Genomic DNA, 16,639 nt, shown 5'->3' with positions numbered 1-16,639 from the left:
CCGTACTTCCAATCTTCTTCTGTCAAACCTGAAAACTTTCACTAGCTATATGAATAATATTGGGTTGTTTTAAGCCAACATTTCCATACCATATAGATAATCCCTCTTCTATTTCCAATCTCGCTCTGAAAACCATCATTATTGAATTTATTTTTTGAAGTATATGAAGATGTCATCTTTACGCACGTTAACAGCCACATTGATATTTGGGTTCTCAATGGTTGCAAGCTTTACGTTCGCACAGTCCGCAGTATTTAACCCTGATGATGCCATTGTGACTTACAATCCGGCTCAGCCGCCCACCCAGCCTGCATCAGGCCCGGGCAAGTGGGTGCGAACCAGCAGAATGCCATGGACTACATCAAGTTTTAAATGTTATATATACAAAGGGATAGCTTTTCGTTTAAAATACCCTAAAACATTTAAAGATGTTGTTCCGGGTGATGGTAAAAAATTTCCCTTGTTTTTATTTTTTCACGGAGCGGGGGAGAAAGGCACTATTTACGACAACGAATATCAGTTATACCATGGTGGAAATAAACATATGCTGGCTGTAGACAATGGAAGTTATGACGGCTTCTTATTATATCCGCAATGTACAAACACCGTTTTTTCATTTAGTGAATTAGTCATTATTAATGAATTAATTGAACAATATTTAATACCTGAAGTTCGTGTCGATCCATTCAGGATAAGCGTAGACGGGTTGTCTGGTGGTGGTAAATCATCATGGAATATGATGAGTTATTTCCCAAAACTAACAGCCGGCGTTGCTCCCATAAGCAGTTCGGAATATAGTATTATCCCTTATATAAAGGCAAATAAATTTACCCCTATCTGGCTGTTCCAGGGAGCACTTGATAATGAGCCTCCGGTTTCAAGAACACGTGTACTTGTTGACTCAGCTAAAGCGTTTGGTGCAAATTTTACTTACACAGAATTTCCCGACAGAGGGCATGATTCCTGGTATAATGCATGGGCGGAGCCGGGATATTTCCCTTTTTTAGCATCTGTGCATAAAGCTAACCCCTGGCCGCTTAACGGAAGATATGAATTTTGTCCTGGCGAACCTGTAAGTCAGGTTATTGGCGTTGGTGATGGATTTGATGGATATGAATGGAGAAAAAATGGTGAAGTTATTTCCGGAGCAACATCTAACACAATAACCGCCACAACTTTGGGAACATATGATTGCCGAATCCGTCGTGGTACTGAATGGTCTGTATGGTCACCTATTCCTGTAGTGCTCAAAACAAAAGGTACTACTATTTCTCCCGATCCCCAATTGGCAAACTTTGCAAGCAAAGTATTACCTGCCCCGGATGGTTCCACACAGGTATTATTAAAAGCGCCCGATGGGTATGCTTCATACAAATGGACAATTGCCGGTAGTAATTCTACTTTAGGCTCCAATGCCACATACCTTGCTTCTGCCGGAAGTTATCAATTAACTACCACAGAGAATTTTGGTTGCGAAAGTTTACCTTCTAATCCATTTACAGTTGTTAATGCCAATGGCACCAATAAGCCAGAAGCTATAAGAGGTTTGATTGCAAATAAATTGTCGAAAACCTCTATAAAATTAAATTGGATTATTAACGCGAATGCTATAAATCTGCCTACAAATTTTGAAATTTACCAGGCAACCAAATCTGGCGGACCATATAAATTTGTTGGAATTGTAGGTGCCAGTGAGCGGGCTTTCACAAAAGTAGAACTTACACCGGGTGTTAAGTATTATTACATTGTAAGACCTGTTAATAATACTTCTGCTGGGCCTGTTTCCAGTGAGGTAAGCGCCATAACAGATGTTGATACCCAGGCACCAACCTCACCTGTTAACCTGCATGTTGACGGAACAACCCGCAATTCAATTGCGGTTTCATGGGAAGCAGCTTCAGATGACGTTGGTGTAATAGGCTATGACGTGTATGTTAATGGTGTGAAATCCTATTCAACAACATCCACTTCATATATTATATATAGTCTGGAGTATAACAATACTTATAATATTACTGTAAAAGCAAAGGATCTTGCAGGAAATGAATCGCCATTCAGCAACCAGGCTTCAGCAAAAACATTGATGAATGGGCTGAGTTACAGATATTATATAGGGGAATGGGATAACTTACCCAATTTTAATGTTCTAACTCCACAAAGTACAGGATTTGTTCCCAACGTTACTTTAGATAACAGAACCCAGACTTTTTATTTTGCTTTCTTGTGGGAAGGACATATAAAAATAACCACTCCCGGGAAATATAGTTTTAGGACTAACTCGAGTGATGGCAGCCGTGTTTACATAGACAAACCATATGATTATTATGCCACTCCTTTAGTGGATAATGATGGGCTACATTCAGGACAAAATAGAGATGACACCATTACGCTGGCCGCAGGCGTGTATCCTATAGCTATAAGTTATTTTAATAAAGTACGCACGGCGCCAACCATGTCTCTATTATGGAGATTAGGTACGTCAGGGGCTTATTCCACAGTACCAGATAACGTTTTTGTTGAAGCACAGGGTACAGTAACCAATTTACCTGCTGCTCCATCTAATTTAAATGCCACTACTTCATCACACAAAAAAATAGCCCTTACCTGGGCTGATAACAGTAATAATGAAACAGCATTTGAATTGCTCAGATCTACAGACCCGGTAAATAATTTTGCTACTGTTGCTGTTTTACCGGCCAATACAACCTCTTACCAGGATTCATCACTTAGTGCTGCTACCAAATATTATTACAAGGTAAGGGCGATTAATGCTAACGGAGAATCTGATTATGACAGAAAAGGGCGGGGTGTAGATTATGCATATTATGAAACCTCAGGAATGTCATCTGCAGCCGAATCAGTTTTCAATTCAATGACACCGGTAAAAACCGGGCGCACTGATAACTTCTCTTTAGGCATGCAGTTGCGGGCCGATAATTTTGCTGTGAAGTTTGAAGGATTTATCAATATTCCTTCAGAGGGTGATTACAGATTCTATACAACTTCAGACGATGGCTCTATGTTGTATATTGATGGCAGCCTGGTTGTAGATAACAATGGTGATCATGGTTCTACAGAAGCATATAATAATACGCTTAAACATTTAACTGCCGGCCAACATTCAATAAAAGTAACTTACTATGAAGATGGCGGTAGTGAAGTTTTATCTGTGAATTATCAAAAGGTTAGCCCAACCCCCACTATAAGTAAGCAAATTATTCCTGCCACAATACTTGGACAGGAGTTTGTAAATGCAACTACTTCAAATGCTCCCCAGGCTCCTGCTGCTCCATCCGGGCTTCAAACTACCAATATTACAACTACAAGTGTTAAACTTGCCTGGACAAACAATGCTACAGGTGTAACCAAATATGAATTATACAGGTCTTACGGTAATAACGAGGATTATGTGATGTACGCTGAAATTCCCGCAGCTACTACCAATTATACAGATACCGCTTTATTCCCAAGTTCAACTGTGTTTTACAAGGTAAAAGCGATCAATCCGAATGGTTCGTCTGACTTCAGCAATGAGTTAAATGTTCTTACGCCAAGCACCCCCCCTGTGCTAAATGCTATCGAAAACCAGTACATGCGTTATGGTACTCAACTGAAAGTATACATAAATGCAAGTACTACTACTACTGAAGCTCTGACATTACAGGTAACTAATTTACCTTCATTCGCTGTATTTAACACAACCGGAAATGGCAAAGGTGAGATTACATTTAACCCGGGAGTTAGTCAACAAGGAGTATATAATAATATAACCGTATCGGTAAAGAATCCCCAAAATGCTACTGTAACCAGGTCGTTTAGATTAACAGTGAATGAGAATTTTACCCCCACTGTAACGGGCAATACTACTTACCTTAGCGTTAATGAAAATGATACAAAAACGTTATCATTTACCGGAAATGATGATGATTTGGGAGATGTGCTTAACTGGTCTTTTAGCGGATTACCCAATTTTATAGCCGTAAACACAAATAACAGAACTGCGGTACTAACCGTTTCACCAATCTCAGGTAATGCCGGCACATACAATATAATTGCCAAAGTGGATGATGGTAAGAACGGCAGTGATACAATGGCCTTTACTATTGAAGTAGCTCCGGTAGCTATCAGTACTGTATATATCAATTTATCCGCTTCAACCGATTATGCTGTTGGAGGAATCTGGAACAGTACTAATACCCTTCTTTCTAATGGTACAATATTCCCTTCTGCATCTACAGGGCTTACTGATCATAACGGGCAAAGCACCGGGATTCGCTTCAGCTTCATATCCGGCAGCCGTTATACTCACTATTCAGGGGTGAGTACGGGTTCAAACTCCGGGGTTTATCCAGATAAAGTTCTGAAGGCAGGTTACAGAGCAGACTGGAATGTTACTAATGTTATGCGTTTTACAGGATTAGACCCTGCAAAAAAATATAGTTTCACCTTCTTTGCAAGTTATGATGCATCTATAACTGCAACTAAATATAAAATCGGTACAGATTCTGTTGTTTTGAATACTACAGGAAACACGCAAAATGTTGTTACCATAAATAATGTCATTCCTGATGCTAATGGTGTGGCATCAGTACAAATTACACAAGGCCCCCCGGTTGGCTACTCAGGATTTTACTATATGAATGCTATAGTAATCTCTAATGCTTCACCCGCAAGTCAAACCACGCCTCCGGGAAAAGTAAAAGATCTTGCAGCGAAATTTGAAAACAATGTAGTTAAAGTCACATGGACTAATACCACAACTACTGCAACACAGTACGAAGTATACAGATCCAATTATCTCAGCGGTCCATTTACACTGCTCAACCCGGGCGCAAATAATGGTACTGATGAATCATATACTGATAGCACCGTTCAGGGAAACAAGACTTACTATTATTTTGTAAGGGGAAAAAATAGCTACGGCTATACAACTTCCACTACAGTTAAGATTACGATTCCCAATAGGGCTCCGGTTGTTGTTACAAGTGATGTTTATGTTAAAACACAACAAACAACCAATGTTAATATTATAGCCACTGACGATCCTTCAGATATCATTACCTTATCAGCATCAGGTTTGCCTTCGTTTGCAACCTTTACTGATAATGGCAGCGGATCAGGTACGCTTCATTTATCTCCATTGGCAGGTAATACAGGTGTATTCAGCATCATCGTAAAAGCAAAAGATAATTATAATGCTTCTACTGAAAACACGGTAAGAATAAATGTGACGGATAAAAACACCACATCCATCTATGTGAATTTTAACCAGGAAATACCTGTTGGCGGCATTTGGAACAGCTTTAATAAAGCGCCCGCAGCAGGTGCAAGTATTTCTAATCTGAAGAATGATCTTGGTGTTACTACATCTGTAGGTGTTTCACTGACGGAGGCCTGGGTATCAGGAACCACAGGAGCTGTTACAGGCAACAATAGCGGCGCATTTAAGGATGAAATTTTACAGACATTTTATTACACTGATGCAAGTACGCGAAACATTAATATTTCAGGGCTTTCTACCAACTCAACAACCCGGTATAACCTGGTGTTTATGAGCGCCGTAAATGCATTTGATAATCGTACTACTATTTTTACTGCAGGAGGTAAATCAGTTTCAATAAATGCCGCAGGTAATACAAAAAATACCCTTCAGATTAATGGATTAGCTGCCAACAGCAGTGGTGTGATTCCTCTTACTGTTACAAAAGGAACTGGTTCACTAAGTTCATATATCAATGCTTTGGTAATTCAATCTTATACAACCAGTGAAACATTACTGGCACCTGATAACTTCAGGGCATTAGGCGTTGCTAAAGATTCAATAAGATTGACCTGGAATAACAGGGCAGATGGCAGCAGTGTAGAAATATATCGCTCAGCTACAGCAAATGGTACATATGAATATAAAGGAACCGTATCCGGAAGCTCTTATACTGACTTCGGAGGTTTACTTAAGAACACAGAATATTTCTATAAGCTAAAAGCGATAAATGGAGCAAATTCATCCCCTTACTCCACTATAGCATCCGCATCAACATATGCTTCTTCTGTATATATTAATTTTAATACAGAAGATCCTGCAGCAGCACCATGGAATAATACCAACCAAAACCCGATTACCGGCGCCTTTTATGGTTATTTCCTTAATGATGAAAACATTTACTCAGGTATAAGCATGACAGTTGGTGATGGCTTTAGTGGTTCAAATCCATTTGGTGAAAATACGGGCACCAACAGTGGTGTTGTTCCTGATAATGTAATGAGAAGTACATGGTGGGTTGATATCAGCCAGGGTTCAGAATTAAAATTCAGCGGCTTAGCCAGGAATATGGTATATAGATTTACCTTCTTCGCAAGCAGAGAGGGCACAGATTCAAGAGTATCAACATTTACGATTAATGGCAATAAAGTCAAGCTAAAAGTTTCCGGCAATAGATATCAAACCGTTACTATTGATAATGTGTACGCAGATCAAAACGGAGATGTGATAGTTGCAATCCGTGGTGAAGGTAGCTCAGGGTATATTGGAGGCATAATTATATCTTCTGCAAAAATCCCGTCAACCCCTGATGGCGCTGCCGGTGAATCATTCCGTCAGCAGAATAATGCAGATGCTACCAGTGTAGTTGCCCCGGAAAATACAGCAACGTCTTCCAGTGCAAAAATATATCCCAATCCATTCACCTCAGATCTGATGCTCAAACTGACGTTAAAATCTGAAACACAAAAATTGAATATTAAGGTGACGGATCCTTTAGGCAGGGTTGTATTTTTACGAGAACTCAAAAATCTTAGAAGTGGTTCTACTGTACAATCATTGGGATTAGATAAAATAAGGCTCCAGGCAGGCGTATATGTTATCAGTATTTATAATGACGATGGCTACTTGTTGCCTCCTGTAAAAGTGCTAAAGAATAAATAATAATATGCAATAAATAGTAAATCCCGTGAATGTTATGTTCACGGGATTTTTTTGCAGGTTATGAGAAGGATGCCGCTTGCATGTTCAATTCATATAGAATACACTTTTAGAATTCTTCATTCATGAAAGCGCTCAATTTTTTTTATGGCTTAAGACAGCTGTGTGAGCGAACCAAAATATATTGCCGGAAGGGTTATTCATCAATGAATCTTTTTCATAAAACAGGTTAACACATTCTTTAGTAATTTGTATCATCTTAATGTTACAAATGATATGAATGCCGAGCAGGAGAGACTAACTCAACCGGAATGGAAAAAGTGGGGACCTTATGTATCAGATCGCCAATGGGGAACGGTAAGAGAAGATTACAGTGCAGATGGTAATGCATGGAAATTCACTACACACGATATGGCACGCAGCAAAGCATGGCGCTGGGGTGAAGATGGCATTGCAGGCATTTGTGATGAAAAACAATTATTATGTTTTTCCCTTGCCTTATGGAATAAAAAGGATCCGTTTCTTAAAGAACGCTATTTTGGATTAACCAATGACGAAGGTAATCATGGCGAAGATGTAAAGGAATTATACTACTACCTTGACGCAACACCTACGCACTCTTATATGAAAATGCTGTATAAATACCCGCAGCAGGAATACCCTTATCAATGGCTCATCGATGAAAATAAGCAAAGAGGAAGGCAGCAGGATGAATTTGAAATTATAGACACAGGCATCTTCAGCAACAATGAATACTTTGATGTGTTTACAGAATATGCCAAAACAGGTACAGATGATATACTGATAAAAATTTCTATTTACAACAGGAGCAATAAGCCTGCAAGCCTGTTAGTATTGCCTACCTTATGGTTCAGGAATACCTGGGTGTGGGGAAGACATCCCTATAAACCTATGCTTTTTCAGCAAAATAATAATGCTATACAAATTCAGCATGAATCACTTGATGTAAAACAACTGTATTTCGAAAATGGCGATACGCTCTTTTGTGATAATGAAACCAATAATCAAAGATTGTATAACAGCGCTAATATTACGTCATATCCCAAAGATGGCATCAATGATCATATTATTCATGAAGTGCAAACTATAAACCCGGCAAAAAAAGGCACAAAGGCAGCTGTGCGGTCTGATATAATTGTAGCGCCTGGTGAGTGTCATGTAATACGTCTCCGGCTTACGAATAAGGATATAGAGCAACCATTTAATACATTTGATAACCTGTTTCAGCAAAGTATTGCTGAAGCAGATGAATTTTACAGCGAAATACAAAAACATATTGAATTACACGAAGAAAGGGCAATACAGCGCCAGGCCCTTGCAGGTATGCTGTGGAACAAACAGTTTTATTATTATAAAGTTGAGCAATGGCTTGAAGGAGATCCTTCAATACCTACTCCGCCACCGGAACGCTGGCATGGAAGAAATGCTACCTGGAGGCAACTGAATAATGAAGATATTATTTCTGTACCTGATAAATGGGAGTTTCCATGGTATGCTTCGTGGGACCTGGCTTTTCACTGCGTTACCCTTGCTATGATTGATCCTGTATTTGCCAAGCAGCAATTATTATTACTCACCCAGGAATGGTATATAAACCCAGCTGGAGCATTTCCGGCCTATGAATGGGCTTTATCAGATGTAAATCCGCCTGTGCATGCCGGTGCTGTATACCAGGTATTTAAACAGGATGAAAAGATCACAGGAAAGAAAGATTACTTTTTCCTGGAAGCTGCATTTCACAAACTTATTATAAACTTTACCTGGTGGGTAAACAGGAAAGACCATAGCAATAACAATATTTTTGAAGGTGGTTTTCTGGGGTTAGATAATATCAGTGTATTTGACAGGAGCACACCTCTAGCAAATGGCGCTGTTATGGAACAGGCTGATGCCACGAGTTGGATGGCGATGTATGCATTGAATATGCTCCGCATTTCGCTTGAGCTGGCAAATGCGGATAAGGCATATACAGGAATGACAACAAAATTCTTTGAACATTTTTTGTATATCGCCGGTGCTATGGCTAGTATGGGAGAAGGCAATAGTGGCTTATGGGATAATGACGATGAATTCTTTTATGACCAGGTCCGTTTGCCTGATAATTCCATCAACAAAATAAAAGTAAAAAGCATGGTGGGTTTAATACCGCTGTTTGCCGTGCAGGTACTTACAAAAGAAACGCTTCGGGATAATCCTGTTTTTGCAGAGCGGATGGAATGGTTCCTGCACCATCGTCCTGATCTTGCAGCATTGGTTTCAAGATGGTATGAAGAAGGGCAGGAAGATAAACATCTGTTGAGCCTTCTGAGAGGGCACAGAATGAAGCGATTGCTGAGTCGTGCGCTCGACGAAACTGAATTCCTGAGTGATTACGGCATCCGTTCTCTTTCCAAAAAATATGAAAGCCATCCATTCTACATCAGCACTGATGATATATCAACAGCCATTAAATATACTCCCGGAGAGAGTGATAGTGCCATGTATGGCGGTAATTCAAACTGGCGCGGGCCCGTATGGATGCCGATGAACTTCCTGATCATTGAAAGCCTAAGGGAATTTCATCTTTTCTATTCTGATGATTTTAAAATTGAATACCCAACCGCCTCGGGAAATTATATTACTTTAAAAGAAACAGCAACAGAACTTGCTAACAGGTTGTTGAAAATTTTTTTAAAAGATGTTAACGGAAAACGACCTGTGTTCGGCAACAATGTTAAATTGCAAACAGATCCTGAGTTCAGTGACTATATATTGTTTCACGAATATTTTCATGGTGATAGCGGCAAAGGATTAGGTGCATCGCATCAAACCGGGTGGTCAGGATTAATTGCTAATCTTATAAGCATGAAGAATAACGATTAAAATACACAACTACCTGTATGGCTACACAAAGAATTCTATGTATTGACATCGGCGGTTCAAATATCAAAGCAACAGTATTAGATACTGCCGGAAAAATTATTGAACCATATCAAAAACTACCCACACCCACACCTTCTACTCCGCAAAATGTTTTGAAAACAATACAGCAACTGGTGAATGGTTTTCCTGCATACCAGAAAATATCTGTAGGCTTTCCCGGTTATGTAAAACATGGCGTAGTTATGACAGCGCCTAATCTCGGTACTCCAGCCTGGGCAAAATTTGATCTCCAGGGCAGAGTAGCAAAACTGTTGAAAAAACCGTGTATTGTGGTGAATGACGCCGATATGCAGGGGCTTGGTATTGCCAGGGGAAAAGGATTTGAGATAGTAGTTACGCTGGGAACAGGTTTTGGCACCGCGTTTTTATATGAAGGCACATTACTGCCGCACCTCGAATTTGCTCATCATCCGGTTTGGAAGAATGACTGGGATTACGATAAATACATCGGCGAGAAAGCATTTAAGAAAGAGGGTGTGGAAAAGTGGAACAAGAGAATACAAAGAGTTATCGGCATTCTGAAAACCGTTTTTAATTACGACCACCTGTATATTGGCGGTGGCAATGCAAAACAAATCAACTTTAAACTTGATAAAAACATCACAATAGTTACCAATAAGGAAGGCATTAAAGGCGGACCGAGATTATGGCAAAAAAAGAAATAAGGTTTGGGGTTTAGGGTAACCCATAGCTGACTGCTGATAGCCCATAGCCCATAGCTGATACCCCATAGCTAACAGCCATATAATCCTTAAATTCGCCTTATGAAAGTAGTAATTACAGGCGGTGGCTTTGCAGGCATGAATCTTGCAAAAAAACTTGCTGATTATAACGGTATAGAAGTAACATTGGTTGACAAAAATAATTATCATTTTTTTCCACCCTTACTTTACCAGGTGGCAACCGCGTTTATAGAAGCGTCTAATATCAGTTATCCTTTCAGGCGCATGTTTCAGTATAAACATAATCTAAGATTTCACTACGGCTCACTGGTGAAAATAAATGTTGCTGATAATTCCATTGAAACTGATTCCGGCATTATCTCTTATGATTATCTTGTGCTGGCCATGGGCACGGAAACAAATTATTTCGGAATGGAAAACGTGAAACAGAATGCCCTGCCGATGAAAACCATTGATGACGCGTTAAATCTCCGTAATCATATACTCCTCAATCTTGAAAAGCTTATCAGGACTACAGATCCTGTTGAAAGAGAAAAAAGAAGAAATATAGTTATTGCAGGTGGCGGCCCAACAGGAGTAGAAGTTTCAGGTATGATTGCTGAAATGGGCAAGCATATTCTTGCTAAAGATTACCCGGAATTAGGCAACCGGCGGGATAGTATTTATTTGGTAGATGCGGGTCAGGCATTACTGGGACCAATGAGTAAAAAATCGCAGGAAGAAGCGTATAAAGTGCTTGAGCAATTAGGCGTGCAAATAAAGCTGAATACTGCTGTTAAAGATTTTTCTGACGATAAAGTATTGCTGGCAAATGGAGAGATCATCAACAGCAATACGCTCATCTGGGCATCGGGCGTAATTGCAAGAGAGGCACCTGGGCTGCCCGCAGAGCTGTTAGCCCGCGGAAGGCGCATTACGGTTGATGAATACAACAGGGCAAAAGGGATTAATAATATATTTGTAATAGGCGACCAGGCTTTTCAGACAACCGATGCAAAATTCCCTAACGGGCATCCACAGCTTGCACAGGTAGCTATACAGCAAGGCAAACTTCTTGCTGAAAATTTTAAACGGCTGTTACAACAAAAAGAAATGAAGCCATTCACCTATGCCGATAAAGGAAGTATGGCCATTATTTCAAAATATAAGGCAGTGGTTGATTTGCCGCGGGGATTTTTTAAAGGATTTATTGCCTGGCTGGTTTGGCTGTTTATACATATTATTCCTATTGCCGGCTTTAGAAACAAAGGCAAGCTCGCTTATAACTGGTTCTGGTCCTTTGTAACCAATGATCCAACACTACGCCTAATTATTCGCCCACGTAAAAAAGATATCTAATCAAAATAACGTAATTATGCTTTGCCATCAACTGCTGAAATGCTGTTTTGTAATCTGTTGTTTATCTATCAGTAATTTTTTATTCTCACAAAAAAAGCTATCTGTTGACATTTGTGTATACGGCGGAACCTCTTCGGGGGTTATAGCAGCGTATACTGCAAAAAAAATGGGTAAGTCCGTTGTGCTGGTTGAGCCAGGAAAAAGGCTGGGAGGGTTAACTTCAGGAGGATTAGGATATACTGATATAGGAAACAAGTTTGCCATATCCGGACTGGCACTTGATTATTACAGGAGAATAGGCAAACATTATGGAAAATTCGAGCAATGGATATTTGAACCGCATGTAGCAGAAAATCTTTTTAAGGAATATATACACAGAGGCGCTGTAAATGTTTTGTATTCAAACCGGTTAAAATCTGTGCATAAAGAGGGTACGGCTATAAAAACAATCACTATTGAAAATAGCGACAATCCCAATAGTAATACAAACTATACTATAGCTGCAAAAATATTTCTTGATTGCAGCTACGAAGGAGACCTGATGGCAAAGTCAGGCGTTTCGTATATGGTGGGCCGTGAATCGAACGATACTTACGGAGAATTGTATAACGGTGTGCAGATGAGAGATAAACACCAGTTCAGGGATAGTATAGATCCATACAAAGTGAAAGGTGATCCCAACAGCGGTTTGCTTTGGGGCATCAGCAGTGAAAAGCCTGCAGCGCAGGGCTCAGGCGATAAAAAAGTACAGGCATATAACTTTCGCATATGCCTTACCAGCAACCCGGTTAATCAAATACCTGTTACCCGGCCTGATGATTACGATTCAACCAAATATGAATTGTTGATTCGTGTATTAGAGAAAGAGCCCAATCGTCCTTACGACCTGATATTAAAGCCAGACCTGATGCCGAATCAAAAAACGGATATCAACAACAACGGACCGTTTTCTACAGATATGATCGGCATGAACTACGACTATCCTGAAGGCAGTTATGAAAAGAGGAAAGAAATACAAAAAGCTCATGAATCATATACCAAAGGCTTATTGTATTTTATTGGGCACGATCCGCGTATGCCAAAGCATTTAAGAGATGAAATGTTGAAATGGGGCTATCCTAAAGACGAGTATACGGATAATGATAACTGGACGCCGCAAATGTATATCCGCGAATGCAGAAGAATGATTGGCGACTATGTAATGACGCAGGCTAATTGCGAGGGAAAAGAAGTGGTAACGGATGGCGTTGGCATGGCTGCATATACGATGGATTCTCATAATTGCCAGCGTGTAGTGATTAAAAAAGATGGTATCATGATGGTGAAGAACGAAGGTGATGTGCAGGTAGGCGGATTCCCCCCCTACCCTGTTGCATATCGCTCATTAACGCCAAAGCCTGCTGAGTGTAGCAACCTGCTTGTGCCGGTTTGTTTATCAGCATCGCATATTGCTTATGGCTCTATACGCATGGAACCAGTGTTTATGGTAATGGGGCAGGCTGCTGCAACAGCGGCTGCACTCGCCATTGATAAGCAAAAAGCAGTTCAGGATATTAATATTCCACAGTTGCAGACTATGCTTCGTGATAACCCGTTTGCTGATGACAGTCAGCCGGATATCCTGATTGATAATGAACTGGATGAAAGTATAACTGTAACAGGAGACTGGCAAACAGTAAAAGGCAGAGGCAGTTACGCTTCTTCGTCTTTACAAATTAACAATAGCAATGAAGCCAATGCCGTTAAGTTTACACCTGTTATTACAAAAGAAGCAAAGTATAAAATATACAGCTATACCCCAAAGATCAGCGGAGGCAGTTCAACTGTACATTTTAAAATTACGGCGGGTAAAAAAACAGCTTCAAAAACAATTGACCTCAACTCACTTAAAGTAGAAGGACAAACCTCAGGAGAATGGTTATACATTGGTGAATATGTTTTCAAACCCGGCGCTGAAGCCTCAGTGGAAATAACAGCAAAAGCATCAAATGGAACTGTAATTGCAGATGCGGTTTTATTTGTTCCGGAAAGAAAATAAAGAAATTTTATAAAAAGCTACAGGTATACAAACTTTAGGTTTTTCTCACTGGTTAAACCTATATTCTTAATATTTTGTTGCTTTTAAAAAAATTAAAAAAGGCAACAGAAAATCTAAACACTTATAAACATCACTATCACGCAGATCTTCTGTTGCCAGGTTTTGTGGGTTAAGCGGTAAGCGCTCTGGTATGAAACTTGTATCCTTTGGGAATTTTCATAAAAAACGAGCTGACTTTATTATACCGGGGTACGGAACAGGTTTTCATAAGATATGGAATGTTTGCTGTTGTTTTCAGGCGGATATTATACTGCAAAGAAATAGATTGCAGCTGAACTAAAAATTAGTACAACACATCATTATTGTATAATATCTATGTTACAATTTTTGTAAACATTTAACTACCTGCATGGAGGAAATAGTATTGATTTTTTTGAGGGTAAACCCCTAAAAGCATTGCAAAAACAGCGATGCAAACGTTTGTATTTCGTACACACAGGTGTCGCATAAATTTCTGAATCGAAGTGTTTAGCTTTTTTAGTTAAGCCGTATATTGCCAGATATTTTAGTATTGAATTTGAACAAAATAGTAAACCTTCATCCTGATGAATATGGAAAATATTCAGATAAAAGCAGTAACAATAGAAGATATTGATAAGTTGCAGGAAATTGGCATCCAGACTTTTGCAGAAACATTTTCGGAGACCAATACGCAGGACAATATGAAGCGGTATTTAGATGAAAATTTCTGTGTTGAAAAATTGGCTGCAGAACTAAACAACAAAGATTCTTTATTCTATTTTGCAATGTTTGAAACCAGGGTAATTGGCTACTTAAAGCTGAACTTTGGGGCATCGCAAACTGAACTGAAAGACAATACAGCAGTAGAAATAGAAAGGATCTATGTGCTGAAAGGATTTCACGGTAAAAATATAGGGCAGATACTATATCAAAAAGCAATACAGGTTGCCGCTGAGAAAAATGCCGGGTATGTCTGGCTGGGTGTTTGGGAAAATAATAAAAGGGCTATACGGTTTTACAAAAAAAATGGCTTTGTTGAATTTAGTAAACATATCTTCAGGCTGGGTAATGATGAACAGACAGATATAATGATGAAGCTGCAACTGAAAGAGAACGGAGAAATGAGTAACTTCAACCAGGCAGTTGAAAAACCTGTCGTATGAAATACCAACGGTTTATAACCTCTATTAACAAGCTTATCACTTAATAATCCATTTTTAACGATAGCTTGCTGAAAATATCAGCAATTTAATATGACGAGCATAGCTAAGTCCGTTTTATCAGCGTTGATCATTTTTATTTGTCAACATCATCTTGTTCATGCACAAACCCTTTCTTTAAAAGAAGCAGAGGATGCAGCGCTTAAGAATTATAATATCATCAAAGCAAAGAGCAATTACGCCAAGGCCTCGCAGACAGTAATTGCTCAAACCAAAAGAGACGCATTACCCAACTTTGTTGTTTCTGCACAACAGGATTATGGCACTATTAACGGGCAAAACGGTCCACTGTATGGTTTCGGTGGTTTTGGCGTTGCTTCATCAGGATTACCATTGCCTGAACAAAACTGGAATGCTGCATTTGGTGCTTTATATCTTGCCAATATTAACTGGGAATTTTTCGCATTCGGCAGAGTAAAGGAAAGAATAAAAGCAGCGGAATCTGTTTTTGAGAGAGATAATATGGATTTGCTGCAGGAACAGTTTCAGCACCAGGTAAAAGTAGCTGCTGCATATCTTAATTTATTAGCCGCCCAGCGCATTACCCGGTCTTTACAAAATAACCTGAACCGCGCAGACACATTTAGGTTGGTGGTTACAACACGGGCGAAAAACGGTTTAATTGCAGGTGTTGATTCCTCCCTTGCAAACGCGGAAGTTTCTGCTGCTAAAATTGTACTGTTGCGTGCGCAGGACGCCGAACAGCAAAAAGCAAGCGAACTGGCGATATTAATGGGCACGCCGGATAAACTGGACTTTCTTCTTGACACATTATTTATCACAAAAATCCCGGCTGCAATTGGAGATTCCTTTTCCATAAGGCAAAATCATCCTGTACTGGCTTACTACCGGAGCCGTATAAACGTAAGCGACCAGCAGCAAAAGTATATCCGCACATTGCAGTATCCCGCGTTTTCACTTTTCAGTGTTTATCAAACAAGGGGCTCTGGTTTTCATTCCAGTTATGCAACTGATCAAACAGCTTACGATCATAAATATTTTGAAGGTATAAAACCAGTGCGGAGCAATTACCTGGTGGGTGTTGGTGTTACGTGGAATCTTACTACCCTGCTGCGTATACACCAGCAATCAACTTCTCAAAAATTTATATCAGAAGCATTGCGTAATGAATACGACCAAGTACTTCAGCAATTAACTGCCCAGCAGATACTCGCCGAAGCAAAATTAAAGAATGCCATATCCGCCTATATTGAAGCACCTGTGCAGGTGAAAGCGGCATCGGATGCATACCTGCAAAGAACCGTACTCTATAAAAACGGACTTACTACTATAGTTGATGTTACACAGGCTTTATATACATTGAACCGCGCTGAAACGGATCGTGACATAGCTTATAATAATGTGTGGCAGGCATTACTGCTGAAGGCCGCTGCCGCCGGTGATTTCGGATTGTTTATGAATGAGGTGGGGAATTAATTTGAAAATGTGGGAATTTGAAAATTTGAAAATGTGGAAG

At 39.7% G+C, this 16,639-nt stretch carries 7 protein-coding genes; all 7 read left to right on the top strand.

What is annotated here, in order from left to right:
* The first annotated feature begins 169 nt into the window (after nucleotides 1–169).
* The 7 genes from DC498_RS05525 to DC498_RS05495 all read left to right on the top strand — a co-directional run bounded on the left by DC498_RS05525 (nucleotide 170) and on the right by DC498_RS05495 (nucleotide 16,599).
* On the top strand, nucleotides 170–6,922 hold the full coding sequence (locus DC498_RS05525; RefSeq protein ID WP_165813761.1) for a fibronectin type III domain-containing protein: 6,753 nt from the start codon (nucleotides 170–172) through the stop codon (nucleotides 6,920–6,922).
* Nucleotides 6,923–7,195: 273 nt separating this feature from the next.
* On the top strand, nucleotides 7,196–9,802 hold the full coding sequence (locus DC498_RS05520; protein ID WP_116873249.1) for an MGH1-like glycoside hydrolase domain-containing protein: 2,607 nt from the start codon (nucleotides 7,196–7,198) through the stop codon (nucleotides 9,800–9,802).
* Between the two features lie 17 nt (nucleotides 9,803–9,819).
* Nucleotides 9,820–10,527 carry an ROK family protein gene (locus tag DC498_RS05515; protein WP_116873142.1) on the top strand — a complete coding sequence of 236 codons (708 nt, stop codon included), beginning with the start codon at nucleotides 9,820–9,822 and terminating at the stop codon, nucleotides 10,525–10,527.
* Nucleotides 10,528–10,626: 99 nt separating this feature from the next.
* Entirely contained in the window at nucleotides 10,627–11,883 is a 1,257-nt protein-coding gene (locus tag DC498_RS05510; protein WP_116873141.1) for an NAD(P)/FAD-dependent oxidoreductase, read from the top strand.
* Nucleotides 11,884–11,899: 16 nt separating this feature from the next.
* Nucleotides 11,900–13,921, top strand: coding sequence for an FAD-dependent oxidoreductase (locus tag DC498_RS05505; protein WP_116873140.1), 2,022 nt, complete (start codon nucleotides 11,900–11,902; stop codon nucleotides 13,919–13,921).
* Between the two features lie 611 nt (nucleotides 13,922–14,532).
* Nucleotides 14,533–15,105, top strand: coding sequence for a GNAT family N-acetyltransferase (locus DC498_RS05500; protein ID WP_116873248.1), 573 nt, complete (start codon nucleotides 14,533–14,535; stop codon nucleotides 15,103–15,105).
* Nucleotides 15,106–15,195: 90 nt separating this feature from the next.
* The gene (locus DC498_RS05495) at nucleotides 15,196–16,599 is read left to right on the top strand and encodes a TolC family protein (RefSeq protein WP_116873139.1); all 1,404 of its coding nucleotides are present in this window, start codon (nucleotides 15,196–15,198) and stop codon (nucleotides 16,597–16,599) included.
* Nucleotides 16,600–16,639: the final 40 nt, after the last annotated feature.

Source organism: Terrimonas sp., from assembly GCF_003075435.1.
Lineage (GTDB): Bacteria > Bacteroidota > Bacteroidia > Chitinophagales > Chitinophagaceae > Agriterribacter.
Note: the sequence above shows the minus strand (reverse complement) of the source record. Positions and strands in the feature narration are given on the sequence as shown.